General features: G+C 64.1%; 20 protein-coding genes. 4 read left to right on the top strand and 16 right to left on the bottom strand.

From position 1 onward, the window contains the following. Window positions 1-287: 287 nt before the first annotated feature. The gene (locus QMZ05_RS11925; protein ID WP_353700919.1) at window positions 288-1,616 is read left to right on the top strand and encodes an MFS transporter; all 1,329 of its coding nucleotides are present in this window, start codon (window positions 288-290) and stop codon (window positions 1,614-1,616) included. Between the two features lie 226 nt (window positions 1,617-1,842). On the opposite strand, the gene QMZ05_RS11920 is transcribed toward QMZ05_RS11925, so the two are convergent. The 3 genes from QMZ05_RS11920 to QMZ05_RS11910 form a co-directional block, all read right to left on the bottom strand. After that, on the bottom strand, window positions 1,843-2,205 hold the full coding sequence (locus QMZ05_RS11920) for an SPW repeat protein (protein WP_353700918.1): 363 nt from the start codon (window positions 2,203-2,205) through the stop codon (window positions 1,843-1,845). 100 nt (window positions 2,206-2,305) lie between these two features. Continuing rightward, on the bottom strand, window positions 2,306-2,692 hold the full coding sequence (locus tag QMZ05_RS11915; protein WP_353700917.1) for a nuclear transport factor 2 family protein: 387 nt from the start codon (window positions 2,690-2,692) through the stop codon (window positions 2,306-2,308). A gap of 34 nt (window positions 2,693-2,726) precedes the next feature. After that, complete coding sequence (locus QMZ05_RS11910; protein WP_353700916.1) at window positions 2,727-4,406, bottom strand: glutamine--tRNA ligase/YqeY domain fusion protein; 1,680 nt, start codon at window positions 4,404-4,406, stop codon at window positions 2,727-2,729. A 190-nt stretch (window positions 4,407-4,596) separates the two neighbouring features. On the opposite strand from QMZ05_RS11910, the gene gltX reads away from it, so the two are divergent. Further along, on the top strand, window positions 4,597-6,018 hold the full coding sequence (gene gltX / locus QMZ05_RS11905; RefSeq protein ID WP_353700915.1) for a glutamate--tRNA ligase: 1,422 nt from the start codon (window positions 4,597-4,599) through the stop codon (window positions 6,016-6,018). 160 nt (window positions 6,019-6,178) lie between these two features. After that, complete coding sequence (gltA, locus tag QMZ05_RS11900; RefSeq protein ID WP_146985743.1) at window positions 6,179-7,480, top strand: citrate synthase; 1,302 nt, start codon at window positions 6,179-6,181, stop codon at window positions 7,478-7,480. A gap of 33 nt (window positions 7,481-7,513) precedes the next feature. On the opposite strand, the gene QMZ05_RS11895 is transcribed toward gltA, so the two are convergent. The 5 genes from QMZ05_RS11895 to lpxA all read right to left on the bottom strand — a co-directional run bounded on the left by QMZ05_RS11895 (window position 7,514) and on the right by lpxA (window position 11,475). Continuing rightward, window positions 7,514-7,849, bottom strand: coding sequence for a metalloregulator ArsR/SmtB family transcription factor (locus QMZ05_RS11895; protein WP_353700914.1), 336 nt, complete (start codon window positions 7,847-7,849; stop codon window positions 7,514-7,516). 5 nt (window positions 7,850-7,854) lie between these two features. Then, a complete protein-coding gene (locus QMZ05_RS11890; protein WP_353700913.1) occupies window positions 7,855-8,511 on the bottom strand; it encodes an SRPBCC family protein in 657 nt (218 codons plus the stop codon). Window positions 8,512-8,625: 114 nt separating this feature from the next. Then, window positions 8,626-9,804, bottom strand: a complete 1,179-nt coding sequence (lpxB, locus tag QMZ05_RS11885; RefSeq protein WP_353700912.1) for a lipid-A-disaccharide synthase — start codon at window positions 9,802-9,804, stop codon at window positions 8,626-8,628. Then, entirely contained in the window at window positions 9,804-10,661 is an 858-nt protein-coding gene (lpxI, locus tag QMZ05_RS11880; protein ID WP_353700911.1) for a UDP-2,3-diacylglucosamine diphosphatase LpxI, read from the bottom strand. The genes lpxB and lpxI overlap by 1 nt, the downstream gene beginning before the upstream one ends. Before the next feature lie 19 nt (window positions 10,662-10,680). After that, window positions 10,681-11,475, bottom strand: coding sequence for an acyl-ACP--UDP-N-acetylglucosamine O-acyltransferase (gene lpxA, locus QMZ05_RS11875; RefSeq protein ID WP_353700910.1), 795 nt, complete (start codon window positions 11,473-11,475; stop codon window positions 10,681-10,683). A 149-nt stretch (window positions 11,476-11,624) separates the two neighbouring features. On the opposite strand from lpxA, the gene QMZ05_RS11870 reads away from it, so the two are divergent. After that, complete coding sequence (locus QMZ05_RS11870) at window positions 11,625-11,948, top strand: KTSC domain-containing protein (RefSeq protein ID WP_353700909.1); 324 nt, start codon at window positions 11,625-11,627, stop codon at window positions 11,946-11,948. Between the two features lie 63 nt (window positions 11,949-12,011). On the opposite strand, the gene fabZ is transcribed toward QMZ05_RS11870, so the two are convergent. The 8 genes from fabZ to frr form a co-directional block, all read right to left on the bottom strand. Further along, entirely contained in the window at window positions 12,012-12,470 is a 459-nt protein-coding gene (fabZ, locus tag QMZ05_RS11865; protein WP_016841580.1) for a 3-hydroxyacyl-ACP dehydratase FabZ, read from the bottom strand. Then, a complete protein-coding gene (gene lpxD, locus QMZ05_RS11860; RefSeq protein ID WP_353700908.1) occupies window positions 12,470-13,531 on the bottom strand; it encodes a UDP-3-O-(3-hydroxymyristoyl)glucosamine N-acyltransferase in 1,062 nt (353 codons plus the stop codon). The genes fabZ and lpxD overlap by 1 nt, the downstream gene beginning before the upstream one ends. Before the next feature lie 32 nt (window positions 13,532-13,563). Beyond that, complete coding sequence (bamA, locus tag QMZ05_RS11855; protein ID WP_353700907.1) at window positions 13,564-16,107, bottom strand: outer membrane protein assembly factor BamA; 2,544 nt, start codon at window positions 16,105-16,107, stop codon at window positions 13,564-13,566. Window positions 16,108-16,283: 176 nt separating this feature from the next. Further along, a complete protein-coding gene (rseP, locus tag QMZ05_RS11850; protein WP_353700906.1) occupies window positions 16,284-17,435 on the bottom strand; it encodes an RIP metalloprotease RseP in 1,152 nt (383 codons plus the stop codon). A 45-nt stretch (window positions 17,436-17,480) separates the two neighbouring features. Continuing rightward, window positions 17,481-18,707, bottom strand: a complete 1,227-nt coding sequence (gene dxr, locus QMZ05_RS11845; RefSeq protein ID WP_353700905.1) for a 1-deoxy-D-xylulose-5-phosphate reductoisomerase — start codon at window positions 18,705-18,707, stop codon at window positions 17,481-17,483. A gap of 4 nt (window positions 18,708-18,711) precedes the next feature. Further along, window positions 18,712-19,584, bottom strand: coding sequence for a phosphatidate cytidylyltransferase (locus QMZ05_RS11840; protein WP_353700904.1), 873 nt, complete (start codon window positions 19,582-19,584; stop codon window positions 18,712-18,714). Then, on the bottom strand, window positions 19,581-20,339 hold the full coding sequence (locus QMZ05_RS11835) for an isoprenyl transferase (RefSeq protein WP_353700903.1): 759 nt from the start codon (window positions 20,337-20,339) through the stop codon (window positions 19,581-19,583). Before QMZ05_RS11835 ends, QMZ05_RS11840 begins: the two co-directional genes overlap by 4 nt. Window positions 20,340-20,358: 19 nt before the next feature. Next, window positions 20,359-20,922, bottom strand: coding sequence for a ribosome recycling factor (gene frr, locus QMZ05_RS11830; protein WP_024583513.1), 564 nt, complete (start codon window positions 20,920-20,922; stop codon window positions 20,359-20,361). Window positions 20,923-20,985: the final 63 nt, after the last annotated feature.

Here is a 20,985-nt window from a genome sequence, read left to right as displayed (position 1 = left end):
CCCGCGTCAGACCGATCGAGCCGAAAGTCGCATTAGGTACCAATCCGGTTGGGATTAGACTGCCCTGACGCCTGCATTCCCGGACAGACAGGGATGAGGCGGTAACGGCTCGCGGCACTGAAGGCCGCTGGAGCTCTTCTCAGGTGGTCCAAAACTCCCCTGAGACCAGGCGTTGCGGACGAACTCGCAAATCTCGCCTGCAACGCCGCGCACCACGCGCACTCCGCGAGCGGATTGATCGCTGAAAAAACGCGAGGAGTAGCGTCTGCATTTGATAGGAGCAGCACATGGCAATTCAAGTACCTAGCGATTTTCGTCGCGTGATTGTCGCTGCGTCAGTGGGAAACATCATTGAATGGTACGACTTCTATATTTTTGGCAGCCTTGCCGCCGTTCTATCGGTCAAGTTCTTTGAGCAATCCCACCCCGTCGCAGCCCTGCTGAGCACAATCGCACTGTTCACTGCGGGTTTCCTGATCCGTCCGCTGGGGGCCTTCCTGTTCGGATGGATGGGCGATCGGGTCGGCCGCAAATATACATTCCTCATTACGTTGAGCGGAATGGGCCTGGGAACGGGAGCGATCGGACTGATTCCAACCTATCAGTCGATCGGCCTGACGGCCGCATTCATTCTGTTCGGTTTGCGGATGATCCAGGGTCTGTGCCTCGGCGGCGAATATGGCGGCGCGATCACCTATGTCGCCGAGCATGTTCCGGACGACAGCCGCGGCTACTACACGGGCTGGCTACAAACCTCGCCGACACTCGGGATCGTGGTGTCGCTGGCCGTGATCGTTCTGACCCGGACCTGGGCCGGCAATCAGGCCTTCGACGAATGGGCGTGGCGCATTCCGTTCCTGCTCTCGTTCCTGCTGGTGGCCATCGCCATCTACATCCGCCTCCAGCTGCAGGAGACGCCGATTTTCCAGGAGATCAAGGCACGCGGGCAGATGACCAGGAATCCGTGGAAGGAAGCCTTCCTCAGCGCCAACATCAAGTACATCGGCATCGCCATCGTCGTCCTGATCGGACAGGGCGTGGTCTGGTACAGCGGTCAATTCTGGGCACTGTACTTCCTGCAGCAAGTCTCCAAGGTCGATCCGCTTACCTCGGCCTACATCGTGGGAGCCGCACTGCTGATCGCAACGCCGAGCCTGATCTTCTTTGGCTGGCTGTCGGATCAGATCGGCCGCAAATCCGTCATCCTCGGAGGAATGCTGCTTGCCGCGATCACCTACTATCCGCTGTATCTGTGGCTCGGTACGGTCACGCAGCCAGGACACATCAACTATCCGGCCGCCATCTTCATCATCTTCATCCTCGTCTGCTATGTCGGGATGGTGTACGGGCCCGTCGGCGCGTTCCTGGCGGAATTCTTCCCAGGAAGGATCAGGTACACCTCAGTCTCGGTGCCGTATCATATCGGCAACGGCTGGGGCGGAGGCTTGGTGCCGTTCATCACATCGGCCGCTTTCGCGGCCACCGGCAGCATCGGCTACGCGCTGATCTACCCGATTGTCGTTCCGGCGGTGTGTTTCGTGATTGCCCTGCTCGTCATGCCTGAGACACGCAAGACCAGAATTTGGGAGCAGATCGAGGCGAGAGCCGCATCGTAAGTGACCTTGCTGCGGGGCGACTGCGGCAGGAGTCATGGCGGTCTTCCAGCACGTGCGGGACGATGATTCTGAATCGTCCCGCACTCGCCGTCCCTTGCGTGATTTCTGTGCAGAACTTGCGTCCGCGTGACATCGACGCGGCCTGGAGAGGATCCTGCTCCATGCAACCAAACCCCTGCGGCCGCCAGTGATAGGCGGTCAGACCAACGCTTCCGTCGGCTTCCTCTCAGCCAGCCCGGTGATGCCACCGATCGTGCCACCAGGTGGTGAAATCACGATCCGTCGTCAGCTCCCAGCAAGCGAGCACGATCACCACGATGCCGGCGAGCACGCTGCCCGTCGTGGCCGATCCGTGTTCGTAGCTGAACGTCCAGGGTGCCAGCACCAGAGCCAACCCCATCAGCATCTCGCCCCATTCCTCCAGATAGGACGGAATGATGAATGCCTCCAAGGCAAACAGCACGACGCCCAATCCGAGTGCGATGGAGATCCAGAGAGCTGCCCCGGAGAAGCCCAGTGCAAACGGCGACGCGACCAGCCAAACGCCCACCAACAGGCTGGCAGCATCCTGCCAGTGTTGAATGCGCATAATCCTCACCTCCCTCTCTCCAAGGATATGGTGCGGCGGGGACAAAAAACACCTGTCCGACCTGCGATGCGTTGCCGCTGTGCCAGGTTCCAGCGCGCGCCTAGATCAGCGGTGTCTGCGACGAGAGGTGGTGACAGACGATCTTCCAGTCGCCGTCCTCGCGCGCGATCACCCAGGTGATCTTGACGACGAGCGCGGGCGCATCGCCGTCAAGGAAGAAGGACGCAATGCCCGCCATGTTGACGAGATCGGCATTCACCTGCGCGGTCCTGATTTCACTGAACTGAACGCGCGGCGCATGCCAGCGCGGCAGGCCCTCAGCGTACGCTTTGACGCCGTCGCGGCCGCGATAGAGCGCCGGGTTCGAGCCGAAGAAGAACGCGCTCTTCGAGTAGAGCGCGGAGAGCGCATCCGCATCGAGCTTGCTGAAACCTGCCGACCACTTTGCAATGATCGCGGAGACGATCTCGTCGGCTTCCTCAGGCATCGATCGCCTCCCTCCTGGCGTCCGTCTCGAACAGCTAGCCTTTGCCGCCGACTTCCTTGGCGAACGTGTCGCGCAGGCCGATGGTGCGATTGAATACGAGCTTGTCCGGCCTCGAATCCGCGTCACGCACGAAATAGCCCTGCCGCTCGAACTGCATCGCGTCAGGCGAGTTGCCCTCGGCGATCGCAGGCTCGACCCGCGCATCGCTGAGCACTTCCAGCGACTGCAGATTGAGGTCGGCGGCAAAATCGGCGGCGTTCGGGCTAGGGTTGGCGAACAGCTGATTGTAGATGCGGATCTCCGCCGGTTTCGACTGCGCCGCCGGCAGCCAGTGCATCGTCGCCTTCACTTTGCGGCCGTCGGGCGCATTGCCGCCCTTGGTCAAGGGATCGTAGGTCGCGCGGAGCTCTGTGATCTCGCCGGCGGCGTCCTTGATCACGCCCGTGCACTTGATGAAATAGGCATAGCGCAGCCGCACCTCGTTGCCGGGCGAGAGGCGGAAGAACTTCTTCGGCGGATTCTCCATGAAGTCGTCGCGCTCGATGTAGAGCTCGCGGCCGAACGCGATCTTGCGGGTGCCGGCTTCCGGATTGTCCGGGTGGTTGATCGCCTCGATCTCCTCGACCTGCCCTTCCGGATAATTCTCGATCACGACCTTGAGCGGCCGCAGTACCGCCATGCGGCGCAGCGCGGTGCGGTTCAGCTCTTCGCGGATGCAGAATTCGAGCATGCCGACATCGACCACGCTGTTGGCCTTGGCGACGCCGATGCGCTTGATGAATTCGCGCACCGCAGCCGGCGGCACGCCGCGCCGCTTCAGGCCGGCGATGGTCGGCATACGCGGATCGTCCCATCCCGAGACGTGCCCGTCACGGACGAGCTGGGTCAGCACGCGCTTCGACAGCAGCGTGTAGGTCAGGTTCAGCCGCGCCATTTCGTACTGGCGCGGCTTCGACGGCACCGGCAGCTTGTCGAGCAACCACTCATAGAGCGGACGGTGATCCTCGAACTCCAGCGTACAGATCGAATGCGTGATGCCCTCGATCGCGTCCGACTGGCCGTGCGCGTAGTCGTAGCTCGGATAGATCGACCACTTGTCGCCGGTGCGCGGATGATGAGCGTGCAGGATGCGGTAGAGCACGGGGTCGCGCAAATTGATGTTGCCGGCCGCCATGTCGATCTTGGCGCGCAGCACGCGGGTGCCGTTGGAGAACTCCCCGGCCTTCATGCGGCGGAACAGGTCGAGGTTCTCCTCGACCGAACGGTCGCGGAACGGCGAGTTCTTGCCGGGCTCGGTCAGCGTGCCGCGGGACGTGCGGATCTCCTCCTGCGACTGGTCGTCGACATAGGCATAGCCGGCCTTGATCAGGCCCTCGGCCCAATCATACAGGCGCTCGAAATAGTCCGAGGCGAAGAAGAGGTTCTTGCCCCAGTCGTAGCCGAGCCAATGGACGTCGGCCTGGATGGAGTCGATGTATTCCTGCTCCTCCTTGGTCGGATTGGTGTCGTCGAAGCGCAAATTGCACTGGCCGCCGAACTCCTGCGCGATGCCGAAATTCAGCGCGATCGACTTGGCGTGGCCGATATGCAGGTAGCCGTTCGGCTCCGGCGGGAAGCGGGTCACGATCCGGTTGTGCTTGTGGGAGGAGAGATCGGCCTGGACGATGTCGCGGATGAAGTCGCGCCCTGCCTCTGCCGTCGTGTCAGTCGTCATCAAAGGGTTCCCTGGAGGATTAGGCCCAACGTTCTGCCAAATTCGTGCCGTCCGGCCAAGTCCGGTTTCAAGTCCGGTTTCAAGCCCGGTCTCAGGTCCGGTTTGACGGGCAAAAGGTCAACCGAGGCTTTAGTTATGTCCGGTTCCTGCTATACACCACCGCCCGTTCCAGCATACGTCTCGCTCGATCATGACCAATCCCGTCGTTACCCGCTTCGCCCCCTCACCGACCGGCTTCCTCCACATTGGAGGGGCCCGCACCGCGCTTTTCAACTGGCTCTATGCCAGGAAGCTCGGCGGCAAGATGCTGCTCCGAATCGAGGACACCGACCGCGAACGCTCCACCAAGGAGGCGATCGACGCCATCCTCGACGGCCTGAAGTGGCTGGAGCTCGATTGGGACGGCGACGTGATCTACCAGTTCAGCCGCGCCGCCCGCCATCGCGAGGTCGCCGAGGGCCTGCTCGCCGCTGGGCGCGCCTATTACTGCTACGCCACGCCCGAGGAGCTGGCCGCGATGCGCGAGAAGGCGCGCGCCGAGGGCCGCACCCGGCTCTATGACGGCATGTGGCGTGACCGTGATCCGGTCACCGCGCCCTCGGAAGTCAAGCCGACCATCCGCCTGAAGGCGCCGCAGACCGGCGAGACCGTGATCGAGGACCAGGTCCAGGGCCGTGTGGTCTGGCAGAACGAGAACCTCGACGACCTCGTCCTGCTGCGCGGCGACGGTACCCCGACCTACATGCTCGCGGTCGTGGTCGACGACCACGACATGGGCGTCACCCACATCATTCGCGGCGACGACCACCTGATCAACGCCGCGCGCCAGAAGCAGATCTACGACGCGCTGGAGTGGGAGCTTCCGAGCATGTCCCACATTCCGCTGATCCACGGCCCCGACGGCTCGAAACTGTCGAAGCGCCATGGCGCACTCGGCGTCGATGCCTACCGCGCGCTCGGCTATCTGCCGGCCGCCCTGCGCAACTACCTCGTCCGGCTCGGCTGGAGCCATGGCGACCAGGAGATCTTCTCCACCCAGGAGATGATCGACGCGTTCGATCTCCCGGGCATCGGCCGCTCGGCGGCGCGGTTCGATTTCGCCAAGCTGGAGAACCTCAACGGTCACTATATCCGGCAGAACGACGATCAATCCCTCGTGACCCAGTTCGAGAGCGTGCTGGACTATGTTCCTGAAGGCGCCGCGCTGAAGGCCAAACTCAACGACACCACCCGCGCGCAGTTGCTGCGCGCAATGCCGAGTCTGAAGGAGCGCGCCAAGACGCTGATCGAGCTGATCGCGGGCGCCTACTTCATTTTCGCTGATCGGCCGCTCGAGCTCGATCCGAAAGCTGTGGCGCTACTCACGCCGGAGACGCGCGCATTGATCGGCCGGCTGCGCACTGCGCTGGAAGCCGTGAATGACTGGACGGCGGAAACCACCGAGACCGCCATGCGGAATTTCGCCGAGCAGAACAATCTGAAGCTCGGCGGCGTCGCCCAGCCGCTGCGGGTGGCGCTGACCGGACGCACAACGTCGCCGGGCATCTTCGACGTGCTGGCCGTCCTGGGACGCCAGGAGTGTCTGGCCCGCCTCGCCGATCAGGCGGCGTAATCCTGCATGGACCCCCTCCAGGGTCCATCTTGCAGCGCACATTGCAATGAGCTACCCATCCCCGGACGCTTTCTCAACAAGCCGTTCCGCCCGGCCATGGGCCGCAGATTAGCGACTGGGCATGGTCGGTTTTCGCAACGAATTCATCGGGGATATCGCGATGGACGCAAAATCCAGCAAGACAGCCACACTCACCATCGGCAACAAGAACTACGATTTCCCGATCCTGAGCGGCACGGTTGGGCCTGATGTCATCGACATCGCCAAGCTCTACGGCCAGGCCGGGGTGTTCACCTACGACCCCGGCTTCACCTCGACCGGCAGCTGCCAGTCGAAGATCACCTACATCGACGGCGACGCCGGCGTTCTCGAATACCGCGGCTATCCGATCGAGCAGCTCGCCGAGCACGGCGACTTCCTCGAGACGTGCTACCTGCTGCTCTACGGGGAGCTTCCGACCCCGGCGCAGAAGAAGGACTTCGACCACCGCGTGATTCATCACACGATGGTGCATGAGCAGATGGCCCGCTTCTTCCAGGGCTTCCGCCGCGACGCTCATCCGATGGCGATCATGGTGGCAGCCGTCGGCGCGCTGGCTGCGTTCTACCACGACTCCACCGACATCAACGATCCGCGGCAGCGCATGATCGCCTCGATGCGGATGATCGCGAAGGTGCCGACGCTGGCGGCGATGGCCTACAAGTACACCGTCGGCCAGCCCTTCATCTATCCGAAGAACTCGCTCTCATTTGCCGAGAACTTCCTCAACATGTGCTTCGCGGTGCCCTGCGAGGAGTACAAGATCAATCCGGTACTCGCTGACGCACTCGACAAGATCTTCATCCTGCATGCCGACCACGAGCAGAACGCCTCGACCTCGACGGTGCGCATCGCCGGCTCCTCGGGCGCCAACCCGTTCGCCTGCATCGCGGCCGGCATCGCCTGCCTGTGGGGCCCGGCGCATGGCGGCGCCAACGAGGCCGCGCTCAACATGCTCTACGGCATCGGCAAGGTGGAAAACATTCCGGACTTCATCGCCAAGGTGAAGGACAAGAACAGCGAAGTCCGCCTGATGGGCTTCGGCCACCGCGTCTACAAGAACTACGACCCGCGCGCCAAGATCATGCAGAAGATGTGCCACGCGGTGCTCAAGGAGACTGGCCACGGCGACGATCCGATGCTCAAGGTGGCGATGGAGCTCGAGAAGATCGCGCTCAGCGATCCCTACTTCATCGATCGCAAGCTCTACCCGAACGTCGACTTCTATTCGGGCATCACACTGAAGGCGATGGGCTTCCCGGTCTCGATGTTCACCGTGCTGTTCGCGGTCGCCCGCACCGTCGGCTGGATCAGCCAGTGGAGCGAGATGATCGAGGATCCGCAGCAGAAGATCGGCCGTCCGCGCCAACTCTACACCGGCGTCGCGCGCCGCGACTATGTGCAGATCGACAAGCGCAAGTAAGCTGCATTTCTGAGTGAGTCAGAGACGGCGCCATCATTCCCGATGGCGCCGTTTTCGTTTGCCGCGCGCGACTTCGGTCGCGAGCGCATCGAGGCGCGGCAGCCAGAACGCCCTGAAGCGGTCGAGCCAGTCGTCGACCTCGCGCAACCGCCGCGGCTCCACCGCATAGATGCGGTGGGTGCCGTCGGCGCGCACCGACGCGAAACCGGCGTCGCGCAGGATCCGTAGCTGCTGCGAGACCGCCGATTGGGTAATGCCGAATTCGCGCTGCACGACGGCGACGACATCGCCCGAACTGTGCTCGCCGGTCGCCAGCAGCTCCAGGATGCGCCGGCGGACGGGATCGCCGAGGATGTCGAAGGCGTGCACGCGCGCTAACCTCCGCCCGGCTCAGGCTCGCCGCAATAGAACGCCGTGGTGTTGGCCTCGGCGCGCCGCGCGGCGCTCTCGTCGGTCCCAGCCTTGATCGAAGCCCGGCACCAGTCTGCGCTGCTGCGGCGGATGAAATCCTTGCCGTCGTCCGAGCCAGGCCAGGCCGCGGCCGCCGCGCGGTCGAAAAGCTGTCCCGGCGCTGTGGCGAGGTACAAAGCGAGCCCCATCAAGCCGAGGTCCCAGCCGACGCCGACTGCGCCAGGCCCGTAACGGTCCCAGAAGTCACCTTCGATGAGCGAGAGATGCTCAAGTTCCAGACGGGTTCCTCTGGAACCGTCATCAGCCAACGTCACGGTCAACCAGCTGACGGTGCCCATCGCCTCCCAGGTTACGGCAAGCCGGTGCGGCGGTTCGCACGTCGTGATTTCGCCGCCCGCGTGGCCCTGGAACTGGTAGCGGCCGCCGAGCTTCAGATCGCCGGAGACGGGTAGGAACCAGCGCGGGATGCGCTCGGGATTGGTCAGCGCGTCCCAGAGATCGGCGATGTCGGTGTCGTAGCTGCGCGTTGCAATCGCCGCCCGCGCCGGTTTGCCATCGCGCTCCCGGACGGCGACTTCACGAACGACGGCTCCGACATAGGCGACAGGATCGATCTTCATGGAGGGCTCCGTACCAATATTAGACAATGCTAATATTAGCGCATTCTAAATATTTGAGGCAAGCGGAACCGTTGCGCCGGTATGTCGCCGCTGAACGGAGGCATGGTCGATTGGCTAGCTCGAACGCCGGCCCAATTCCGCCAGCACGATGTCGGCGGCGCGGACGCTCGGCGGCTGGTCGCCGGTCGACATCTTGCCGTCCATCGTCGCGAACGCCACGAGCTGCCGCAGACGCTCGGGTGAATCCTTGATCACATCGACCAGCGCCTGCGCGAGCTTGTCCGGCGCGCAGTTCTCCTGCAGGAACTCGGGAATGATATCACTGCCGATCACGAGGTTGGCGAGGATCACCGACGACACCCGGATCGCGCGGCGCAGGATGAACGCCTCGGCGGCGCCGACGCGATAGGCCGTCACCATCGGAATCCCTGACAGCGCGAGCTCCAGCGTCACCGTGCCCGACTTCGCGAGCGCGGCACGGGCCACGCGGAATGCAGCGCGCTTCTCGGTCTCGCCGATCGCGAGTCGCGGCGCCACCGGCCACGAGGCGACACCTTCACGCACCATCGCCTCGAGATGCGGCATGGTGGGAAGCACGAGCTCGAACGGCGTTTGCTGGCTGAGCTGGCCGAGCGCGGCGCCGAACAGCGCCAGATGATGCCTGATCTCGCTGCGCCGGCTTCCGGGCAGAACCAGCAGGACCGGCGGCTGCGCGTCGCGCCGCCTCTGCTCCTCCTCGTTCGGCCGCAGCGAGGCGAGCTGCTCGGTCAGGGGATGGCCGACATAGCTGCATGGCGGTCCCTGCAGCTTGCGATATTCCTCCGGCTCGAACGGCAGCAGCGCGAGCACATGATCGACATAGCTTCGCATCGCGCGCGCCCTGCCCGGCCGCCAGGCCCAGACCGACGGCGACACGTAATCGACGATCGGGACGTTCGGGTTACGCGCGCGAACACGACGCGCGACACGGTGCGTGAAGTCAGGGCTGTCGATGATGACGAGCATGTCGGGCGGATCGGCGAGCACTGCGTCGGCGGTGCGGCTGATCAACCGCAGTATTTTCGGCAATTGCTTCACGACGGCGGAAAGGCCGACGATCGAGAGTTCTTCGATCGGGAATAGCGGGTCGATGCCCTCACCTGTCATCGCCCGGCCACCGACGCCGGAAAACTGCACGGCATCGCCGAGCCGCTGGCGCAGCACCTGCATCAGCGCCGCGCCGAGGCGATCACCGGATTCCTCGGTCGCGATGAGGAAGATCTTGCGGCCGGTGCTGGGACTGCGCGCCTGCATCAGCCCGCCAGCCCGATGACGAACAGCCCCTTGGCATCGGCGGCCTCGATCAGGGCCTGCGGTTCGGCGGCGAGCGTATTGCCCGCGATCACGGCGATCCCGGCGATGCCCGCCGCGGCCGCACCCTCGACCGTCCGTGGGCCGATGGTCGGCAGATCGAACCGCAGATCCTGCTTGCTCTTCGGCGCCTTCACCAGCACGCCGCGGCCGGCCTTGGCGCGGATCCGGCCCTCGGCGCGCAGCCGCGCCACGCGCGCGAGCAGCCCGTCGGTGCCTTCGATGTCTTCGACCGCAACCACGTGACCGTCGATCACCACTGCCGCCTGGCCGATGTCGAACGGCCCGAGCGCGTCGAGCACGCCGCAGCCGCGCGCGATATCGGCGAGCGCTGCGCTGTCCGGAGTCGCGCGCGTCACGGCGCCCTCCGGCATCAGCAGATCGGGCGCGACATCCTTGATCCCGACCATGCGAAATCCCTGCTGCTCGAGGATGCGGCCGACGCTCGACAGTAAATGATCGTCGCCGCCGCGGAACGCGCGCACGACATGGCCGAGCAGGCGCAGCGTCCCCCAGTCGAGCCGGATCTCCGACAGCGCCGGGCGCACCAGCGTGCCGATGAAGATCAGGTCGCGGCAGCCTTCATCGCGAAACAACCGGGTTGCCCGCCCGAGCTGGCCGACCGAGATCCAGCGATGACGAAACCGCTGCGCGCGCGCCGGATCACAGGCGCCGCGCAGCGCGAATAGCACCGGCGTGATGCCGCGCGCGGTGAGCTGATCGGCGACCGCAAACGGCATGGCGCCGCCGCCGGCGATCACGCCGACTGGCGAGGAAAGCGAGGGAGCCGCTGACGTCATGCTGGCGGCCATCCTCTGCTCAATTGGTATCGGCGGGAAGACAGAGCGGCCGCAGCTTGCCGCCCTCGATGAAGGTGAGGATCTCGGCGATCGCGGGATCCTCGCCCGCTAGCGGTTGCACCGAAGCCAGCCGCTCGGCGAAGATGCCGTGGCCGTGGAACAGCTTTTGATAGAACGCACGCACGGTTGCCAGCCGCGCCTTGGTGAACTGGCGGCGGCGCATGCCGATGATGTTGAGGCCTTCGAGAACCGCGTACTGGCCGTTGGCAAGCCCGAACGGGATGATGTCGCCGCGCACGCCGCAGACGCCGCCGATCATCACCTGCGAGCCGACGCGGGTGAACTGGTGCACCGCCGACAGGCCGCCGATATAGACGAAGTCGCCGACCTCGCAGTGGCCGCCGAGCGTCGCCGAGGTCGCGAAGATCGCATTGTTGCCGACCATGCAGTCATGGGCAACATGGCTGTTGTTCATGAAGAAGCCGCGATCGCCGATGCGGGTGAGCCCGCCGCCCTTGATCGTGCCGACGTTCATCGTCACGCCCTCGCGGATCGTGCAGGCTTCGCCGACCTCGAGACGGGTCGGCTCGCCGCGATAGCTGAGATCCTGCGGCGGCCCGCCGAGCGCAGCAAACGGCGAGATGACGCAGCCGGCGCCAATCTTGGTATGTCCGCTGACCGTGACATGCGCGATCAGCTTGCAGTTCTCACCGAGCACGACATTGGGGCCGATGATGCAGTACGGACCGATCTCGGTGCCGGCCCCGATCACAGCGCCATCGGCAATCCGCGCAGTGGGGTCGATCATGCTCATGACGTTTCGATCCGGAATTCGTTAATGGCGCCAAGGTGCTATCAAGGCACAATGCTGTCGATTTGAGCGGTCGTTAGCGCGACTTTGACCGCCCTGTCCAGTGACGTATCATGACGGCCTGTTGCAAACGAGAAGGTCGCGACCGATCCATGGTCCGGGCCGCCGCGCTGATCCTCAGCCTGCTCTCTGCGCCGATCGGCCCGGAGACCGTCGACCTCGGCAACAGCACGACCATCGATCTCTCGCGCTTCGACTGCCGCGACATCAATCGCAGCACGATCGTCCAGCGGGTCTGCTACAGCGCCGGCGAGCGGACATTGCTGGTCGCGGTCAGGGGCAGCTACCAGCACTATTGCGGCGTGCCTACTGAAACCTACGACGCGCTGATGATCGCACCGTCGATGGGCGTCTTCCTCAACCGCGTCCTGCGCATCGCCGGCGCGGATGGTCGGTACACCTGTCGAACGTCCTGACCGCTGGCTTACTCGACGCGTCTTCTTCACGCGAATCGGAAGGCCAGTTCGCTCGAATACGCTTTAGTCCGTCAGCATCGCGCCGACATCGGCCTCGGCGACCACCTGGCCGTTGACCTTGGCATCGCCGTGAAACCACCACATCGTCTTGCGGCGGCCGAGCGAGCGCATGTGGTACTCGATGGTGTCGCCGGGCATCACCGGCTTCCTGAACTTGCACTTGTCGATGGTGAGGAAATACACCGCGCGCGGCTTCTCGGTGCCTTCGACCGATTTGATGCCGATCACGCCGGCGGTCTGCGCCATCGCCTCGATCATCATCACGCCGGGGTACACCGGGCGATCCGGGAAATGGCCCTGGAACGGTGGCTCGTTGAAGGTGACGTTCTTGATGCCAATGCCACTGTAGTCGGTGCGGATCTTGATCACGCGGTCGATCAGCAACATCGGAAAGCGATGCGGGAGCGTCTTCAGGATATCGTTGATATCCACCAGCTCGAATTTGACCGGTGCCTCCTCCATCACTCCTGTTCCTTGCCCTTGGCTTCGTTGTCGCGCACCAGGCGCTCCACTGCGATAATTTCCCTGAACCACTGCTTGGTCGGCTTGGCGAAATGCCCGCCCCAGCGGCCGTTGGCCGGGATGTCGTCCTTGACTGCACTCATCGCCGTCACCTGGGCGCCGTCGCCGATCTTGAGGTGGTTATTGATGCCCACCTTGGCGCCGAGCGCGACATTGTCGCCAATCGTCAGACTGCCGGCGAGCCCGATCTGGGCCGCGAGCAGACAGTGCCGACCGATCGTGACATTGTGGCCGATCTGGACCTGATTGTCGATTTTGGTGCCCTCGCCGATCACGGTGTCGCGCAGGGAACCGCGGTCGATGGTCGAAGCGGCGCCGACCTCGACATTGTTCTGGATCACCACGCGGCCGGTCTGCGGCACCTTCACGTGGCCAGCCGGCCCGAAGAAGATGAAGCCGTAGCCGTCCTGGCCGATATTGCAGCCGGGGTGGATCAGGACATTGTTGCCGATCAACGCGAACTGAATGGTGGTCTTGGCGCCGACATTGCAGTCGCGGCCGATCTTGACGTCAGCGCCGATCACCGCGCCGGCGCCGATGATGGTGCCCGAACCGATCTCGACCCGCGGGCCGATCACGACCAGCGGATCGACGATGACCCCGTCCTCGAGGCGCGCGGTCGGATCGATGATCGCCGACGGGGCGATCCCCTCGGTATCGAACCAGGATTGCGGCCGCAGCGCATCGGCGTGCCATTCGCGGGCGAGCTCGACGAACACCTGGAACGGCTTCGCGGCGCGCAGCACGGCGGTGCCCTTCGGCACCTGCGCCTCGAAGCGCGGGCTGACCAGGCAGGCGCCTGCCTTGGTCGCGGCAAGCTGGTCGGCGTATTTGAGATTGTCGAAAAACGCGAGATGCATCGGACCGGCCTCGTCGAGCGAGGCCAGCCCCCTGATCTTATGCGCGCCCCTCGCGGGGTCGACCAGTTGCGCCTTCGTCAGCGCGGCTATTTCAGCCAGCGATGACGAAGGAGGACTTTTGAAGAAGATCGGCTGCGCCATTCCATCCGTCGCAGTCCGGTCGAGTGGCGGTGTTAGAAAGTCGTACCGCCACCAAACCGGAATTCTTGCACGCGGTCATACGCACCCTTGGTCAGCGGTATCGCGTAGTCGAAGCGCAGCGGACCAAACGGCGACTGCCAGATCAGGCCGACACCGACCGAGGTACGGACCACCTTGCTGTCGTCATAGCTCAGACCAAGGCAGGTGCCGGGAGACGGCGGGTTGTTCGTCGGCTTGATGCAGCCAGGCTGGTTGACTTCGCCCGTCGCCGCCCACGAGGTCGGACCCTTGTAGTCGTACAGCCCGCCGGCGTCGGCATAGACCGCGCCCTTGAGTCCGACTTCCTTCGGCAGGAACCAGAACGGCATCTGCAGTTCCGCCGACACGCCCCAGTACTTGGTGCCGCCGATGGCGTCCATGGTGCCGTACGGGTTGATGTCACGCGGACCGATACCGTTCGGCGCGAAGCCACGGACCAGGTTCGGGCCCATCTGGAAGTGATCGAGCATACGCAGTTCGTCGCTGCCGAGCTTGTTCAGGATGCCGCCCTGCGCGTGGATCACGCCGACGATGTCCGACACCAGCGGGGTGTAGTACTTCGCGTCGATCGCGGACTTGATGTAGCTGACGTCGCCACCGACGCCGGCGAAGTCCTGCTTGAAGTCGACGATCAGACCGTCGGTCGGGTTCTTGTTGTTGTCGAGCGTATTGTAGTTGAGCGTGTAACCCAGCGCCGAGGTCAGCGTCTTGCCACCCGCCAGCTCCTTGCGGACCGGCAGCGAGGCTTCGCCATCGGAGAAGCAGCCGAGACCATTGGTCGACACCAGGCTGATCCCGTTCAGGTTCGCGTAAGCCGGGCTCGGATTGAACGCCGGATTGGGAGTTACACCGTCAGAGAGAAATGGATTGTTGTTACAGTTGTTCAGCGTCGACGGCAGGGTGATTTCCTGCTGATAGACCGAGTAGCGCAACTGCAGCGACAGATCTTCCCGCAGGCTGAAGCCGAGCCGCGGGCTGAAGCCCAGCGTCTTGGTGCCGTAGGCGATGTAGCTGTTGGACAGCTGCTGGCGCTGGTAGAAATCGAGGCCGAGCGCGACGCGGTAGTCGAGCAGATAGGGCTCGACGAACGACAGCGAGTAGCCGCGGGCGTACTGACCGTAGGTCACCGAGGCCTTCGCGAACAGGCCGCGGCCGAGCAGGTTGCGCTCGGAGACGCTGACTTCGGCCAGCGCGCCGTCGGTGGTCGAATAGCCGCCCGACACCGAGAAGTCGCCGGTCGATTTCTCCTCGAGATCGACGATCAGGATGACGCGATCGCTGGAGGACCCGGGCTCGGTGGTGATCTTCACGGTCTTGAAGAAGTCGAGGTTCTTCAGCCGGCGCTCGGCACGGTCGACCAGCGCACGGTTGTAGGCGTCGCCTTCCGAGATATCGAACTCGCGGCGGATCACGTAGTCGCGCGTACGGCTGTTGCCGCGAATGTTGATGCGCTCGATATAGGTGCGCGGACCTTCGTCGATCGCGAAGGTGATCGACACCGTGTGATTGTCGAAATTGCGATCGCCGCGCGGCCGAACCACTGCGAACGCGTAGCCGCGGCGGGACGCCTCGATCTGCATCTCCTCGACCGACTTCTCCAGCGCCTCGGCGTTGTAGAGCGAGCCGACATTGACGCGCGAGAACGAGCGCAGCGCGTTCGGATCGAGCGTGTTGATCGACGACGTGAAGTTGACGGACGCGACGCGGTACTGCTGGCCCTCCTCGATCTTGAAGGTAACCAGGAAGCCCTTCTTGTCGGGATCGTATTCGGTCAGCGCGGCCACGACCTGGACGTCGGCATAGCCGTTCTTGAGATAGAAGCGGCGCAGCAGGTCACGGTCGGCCTCGACCCGGTCGGGGTCGTAGACGTCGTTGCCGCCCAGGAAGCTCAGGATGTTCGATTCGCGGGTCTTGATGACGTCGCGCAGACGCGACGCCGAATAGGCATTGTTGCCGATGAACTCGATCGACCGCACGCCGGTCTTCACGCCTTCATTGACCTCGAAGATCAGGTCGACGCGGTTGTTCGGCTGCTCGATGATCTGCGGATTGACCCGCACGTCGTAGCGGCCGGAGCGGCGGTAGATTTCCGCGATGCGCAGCGCATCCGACTGCACCATCGGACGCGAGAAGGTGCCGCGCGGCTTGGACTGGACTTCGGCGGTGAGCTGCTCGTCCTTGACCTTCTTGTTGCCCTCGAAGGCAACGCGGCCAATCACCGGGTTCTCGACCACGACCACGACGAGGCGTCCGCCCCGCTGGTCGATATGGACGTCCTGGAACAGGCCGGTCTCGATCAGCGCCTTCAGGCCGTCGTCGATCTGGGCCTGGCCCAGCCGACCGCCCGGTCCGGGATGGAAATACGAGCGGATGGTTTCGAGCTCGACGCGGCGGTTCCCCTCCACCGTGATCGAATCAACCGTCTGCGCATACGCAGGCGCAGACACAGCTACGGCCGACAGAGTGGCCGCCACCGGCGCGGCGAACATGACCAAGGCGGCGAACAAGCCCCCCCTCACTCGCATTCCAAACATCATGCGCAACGCGCCCTTATCTTAACAGTGCCAAGTCGTTCCCCAACGACCCGACAGATTCCCAACCTGCCGCTCAGCTTGTAGCCAAATTTGCCAAGGGGGCAAACTTACTAGAGCTGAACATTTCCATTTTCGTTCCAAGACGTTGCCCATTGGCAACGTCACAGAAAAGCCCCGTTTCAGGACCCGGCGATCCTGAGGATGTCGTTATACGTCGCAAACACCATCAACATCAGAACCAAACCCAGACCGATTCGGAAACCCACCTCTTGCGTCCGCTCGGAAAGCGGGCGTCCGCGGAGCGCCTCCGCGCTGTAGAAAAGCAGATGTCCGCCATCCAGAAGCGGAATCGGGAACAGGTTCAACAGACCGATCGAGACCGACAGGATGGCACAAAGATTGACCACGAACTGGAACCCGGCGCTCGCCGCCTGGCCCGAAAGCTTCGCGATTCCAATGACTCCGCTCACCTCGGCCGGATTGCCGGTCCCGACGAACAGCGACCCCAGGAACTTGAACGTGCTGGAAATGATGTACCAGACCTGCTCGACGCCGATCTTCATGGCCTCGAAGACGCCGACCGGCGCACTGGATGCTTCGCCGACCTGAGCCTTGTGCTCGATTCCGAGCACGCCGATCTTGTGGGCGTTGCCGAAGGGATCCTTGACCTCCTTCAGCGCCGGCGTCGCCTTGAGCGAAACGACCGTGCCGTCCCGCTTCACCTTGAACCCAAGCTCTGAACCGGCGTTCGACGCTACGATCCGCTGCATGTCAGCGAAGCTCTGGATGGCGCTGCCGTCGATATCCACGACGACGTCGCCGACCTTGAAGCCCGCATTCGCGGCGACGCTCTCGGCGACCAGGCCGTCGACCCGGGCGATCGTGCTGGGCTTGCCGTAATAGAGCGCCATGCCCGCGAAAATCAGGGCACCGAGGATGAAGTTCGCGATCGGGCCGGCTGCGACGATGGCGGTGCGCTTGCCGACCGACTTGTGGTGGAAGCTGCCCTCGCGTTCCTCCGCCGTCATAGCGGCGAGCGTCTCCGTCGACGGCGTCGATGCCTCGCTGTCGTCACCGAAGAACTTGACGTAGCCGCCGAGCGGAATCGCCGAGATCTTCCAGCGCGTGCCGTGCCGGTCGTTGAAGCCGGCTAGCTCCGGCCCGAAGCCCAGCGAGAAGGTCAGCACCTTCACGCCAGCCCAGCGCGCGACCAGGAAATGGCCAAGCTCGTGGAAGAAAACGACGATGGTCAGGACGAAGAGAAATGGAACGATATAGCCGAGAAGCCCATGGCTCAACGCATTGATACTATGAAGAAAATACTCGGGCATCCGAATTCCCCTCGACAAGAGCGATTAAGCTCCGTCCCCAACCCTCTAGGTTGCCTTTAAGGCAATTTGAGGCAATAGGGCGGCAGCTTTATTTCGCGCGATATGGTCAACGGAAATCGCATCATCCGCCGAGTGCAGTGGTGGCTGATTCCCCGACCTGATCCAATCATTCATCGTCGCCTCGACCAGCCGCGCGATCGCGCCGAACTTGATCTTGCCTGCGATGAACGCTGCGACCGCGATCTCGTTCGCGGCATTGTAGACCGTCGTCGCGCCGTGCCCCATCCGCAGCGCCTCGTAGGCCAGCCGCAGTCCGGGGAAGCGCTCGAAATCCGGCGCCTCGAAGGTGAGCTGTCCGATCTTGGCGAGATCCAGCTTGGCTGACGGGCCGACGACGCGATCAGGCCAGCCGAGGCAATGCGCGATCGGGATCCGCATGTCGGGCGTGCCGAGCTGGGCCACCACCGAGCGATCCGAGAACTCGACCATGCCGTGGATGATCGACTGCGGGTGCACCAGCACGTCGATCTCGTCGGGCGCCAAGGCGAACAAATACGACGCCTCGATCACCTCGAGACCCTTGTTCATCATCGAGGCAGAATCGATCGTGATCTTCTGCCCCATGCTCCAGTTCGGATGCTTCAGCGCCTGTTCCAGCGTCGCCTGCTCGATATCGGCGGGAGCCCAGGTGCGGAACGGCCCGCCGGATGCGGTGATGATCACCCGCGTCAGTTCCTCGCGATTACCGGAAGCCAGCGCCTGGAACAGCGCATTGTGCTCGGAGTCCGCCGGCAGGATGCAGGCGCCGGCCTTCTTGGCCCGCTCCATGAAGATGTCGCCGGCGCAGACCAGGCACTCCTTGTTCGCGAGCGCGACGGTTGCGCCGCGATCGACCGCGGCAAGCGCCGGCTTCAGTCCGGCAGCGCCGCTGACCGCCGCCATCACCCAATCCGCCGGCCGTGCGGCGGCCTCGATGATGGCGCTCTCCCCGGCCCCGCATTCGATCCGGGTTCCAGCCAGCGCGTCCTTCAGCTCGGAAAGCTTCGCCGGATCGGCAATGGCGGCGAATCGCGCACCGAACTCCCTGGCGAGCTTGGCAAGACCCTCGACATTGCTGTTCGCGGTCAGCGCCTCGACCTGGTAGCGGTCGCGCGCGCCACGCAGCAGATCCATCGTGCTGTCGCCGATCGAGCCGGTGGCACCGAGGACAGTCACGGTCCGCACGGCTGATGCCGCCGCGGCCTTGTTGTTACGCAACGGAACTGCGCTCATCTCATCACCAAACCATAAGACCGCGTCCGACGCCATCGGCGCCACCGCGGAGAAAGCCGAAAATCGCCGCCACAATGACGGCCGCGACAAATCCGTCCAGGCGGTCCAGCAGGCCGCCATGGCCGGGAATGATGTGGCTCGAATCCTTCACCCCGAACCGCCGCTTCACCGCGGATTCGAAGAGATCGCCGAGTTGCGAGACCACCGACAACACGGCTCCGAGCATCAGCAACGGTCCCGTCGTCCCGATCTCGAAGGCGGCAAATCCGGCTGCAACAAGCAGGCTCGCCACGAAACCGCCGATCGCGCCAGCCCATGTCTTCTTCGGACTGACCCGCACCCAGAGCTTCGGCCCGCCGATGCTGCGGCCTGCGAAATAGCCGCCGATATCGGTGACCCACACGACCAGCAGCACGAACATCAGCGCGGCGAAGCCCTTCGGCGGATCGAGACGCAGCACGACCGATGCGATCTCGGCGGCCGCGGCATAGAGCAATCCCGCAATTGCCCAGCTGCGCCGCTCGCCCGACGTCAACGCCACAGCGACCACACCGACCACGAGCACGTCCAGCGCCGCATCGATGCGGCCGGCCATCAAACAAAGTCCGATCAGCAGCAGCGCTAAGGCACCGGGCACCACGACGCGGAGTTCGCGTCCGAACCCGGTGACAGCAAGCCATTCCACAAACAAGCCGACCGCCGCCAGCGCCACCAACAGCGACCAGGCGACGCCGCCCAGATAGGCCAATGCGATCGCAGCCGGCGCCAGCACCAGCGCCGCAACCACGCGCATCGCGAGGTTGCGCGCCCCCTGATCGCTTGCTGCCTCAGGCGGCTGTTCGCTTGCTGCCGCCGGCGCGGCTTCGCCCTCGCTCACGAGCCGGTTTTCGCGGCGAGGCCGCCGAACCGGCGCTCGCGTTTGCCGTATTCCGCAATCGCGCCTTCGAGCGCCGCCTTGTCGAAATCCGGCCAGTGAATCGGCACGAACACCAACTCGCTATAGGCGGCCTGCCACATCAGGAAGTTCGACAGACGCTGCTCGCCGCTGGTGCGGATGATCAGATCCGGATCCGGAATGTCGGGCGCATCGAGATAGTGCCCGAGCGTGTCGGCATCGATCGAGTTGGCGTCGCGCTTGCCTTCGGCGACCTCGCGCGCAAGACGCCGCGCGGCCGCGGCGATCTCCGCCCGCGAACCGTAGTTGAAGGCGACAACAAGGTTGAGCTTGCTATTGTTCCTCGTGAGCTCTTCGGCCTCGTTGAGCAGCGCGCAGATGTCGCCGTCGAGCCCATCGCGCTCGCCGATCACGCGCACCCGCACCCCGTCGCGGTGCAGCGTCGCCAGATCGTTGCGGATGAAGCGGCGCAGCAGTCCGAACAGATCGCCGATCTCGCTCGCGGGCCGCGACCAGTTTTCCGAGCTGAACGAAAAGATCGTGAGGTAGACGATGCCGAGTTCATGGGCCGCACGCACCACGCGGCGGAGCGCCTCGACGCCGCGGCGATGGCCCTCGACGCGCGGCAGGCCGCGCGACGCGGCCCAGCGCCCGTTGCCGTCCATGATGATCGCCACATGCAACGGACTGCCGGAGCGATCCGGTCCGTCAGTTGCTGGGGCGGCGGCGTTCGACATCGGCTGTTCCTGTACCGTCTCAGACCGTCAGGATTTCCTTTTCCTTGGCGGCAAGCAGCTGATCGATTTCGACGATCATGCCGTCGGTCGCCTTCTGCACTTCGTTCGACAGGCGCTCCTGATCGTCCTCGGATATCTCGTGATTCTTCTCGAGCTTCTTGATCACGTCGAGGCCATCGCGGCGCACATGGCGCACCGCAACCTTGGCCGCTTCGGCGTATTTGTGCGCGACCTTGACGAGCTCCTTGCGGCGCTCCTCGTTGAGCTCGGGAATGCGCAGCCGCAGCACCTGGCCTTCGGTCGCCGGCGACAGGCCGAGGTTCGAATCGACGATCGCCTTTTCGACCGCCTTCACCATCGTCTTGTCCCAGACCTGCACCGAGAGCAGGCGCGGCTCGGGCACGCTGATGGTTGCAACCTGGTTGAGCGGCATATGCGAGCCGTAAGCCTCGACCTGGACCGGCTCCAGCATGGAGGCCGCGGCGCGGCCGGTCCGCAGACCGCCGAGTTCGTGCTTGAGCGATTGTGTGGCGCCCTGCATGCGGCGCTTCACGTCGTTGATGTCAAAACCAGGTGCGGCCATGACGTTCTCCCTTTCACTAGAAACCGGCTGTCGACGCCCTCGGGTCCAAAATCTGGACCCGGA

Source organism: Bradyrhizobium sp. INPA03-11B (genome assembly GCF_040446015.1).
In the GTDB taxonomy this organism is placed as follows: domain Bacteria; phylum Pseudomonadota; class Alphaproteobacteria; order Rhizobiales; family Xanthobacteraceae; genus Bradyrhizobium; species Bradyrhizobium macuxiense_A.
The sequence above is the reverse complement of the archived record's forward strand: the minus strand, read 5'-3'. Positions and strand labels throughout refer to the sequence as shown.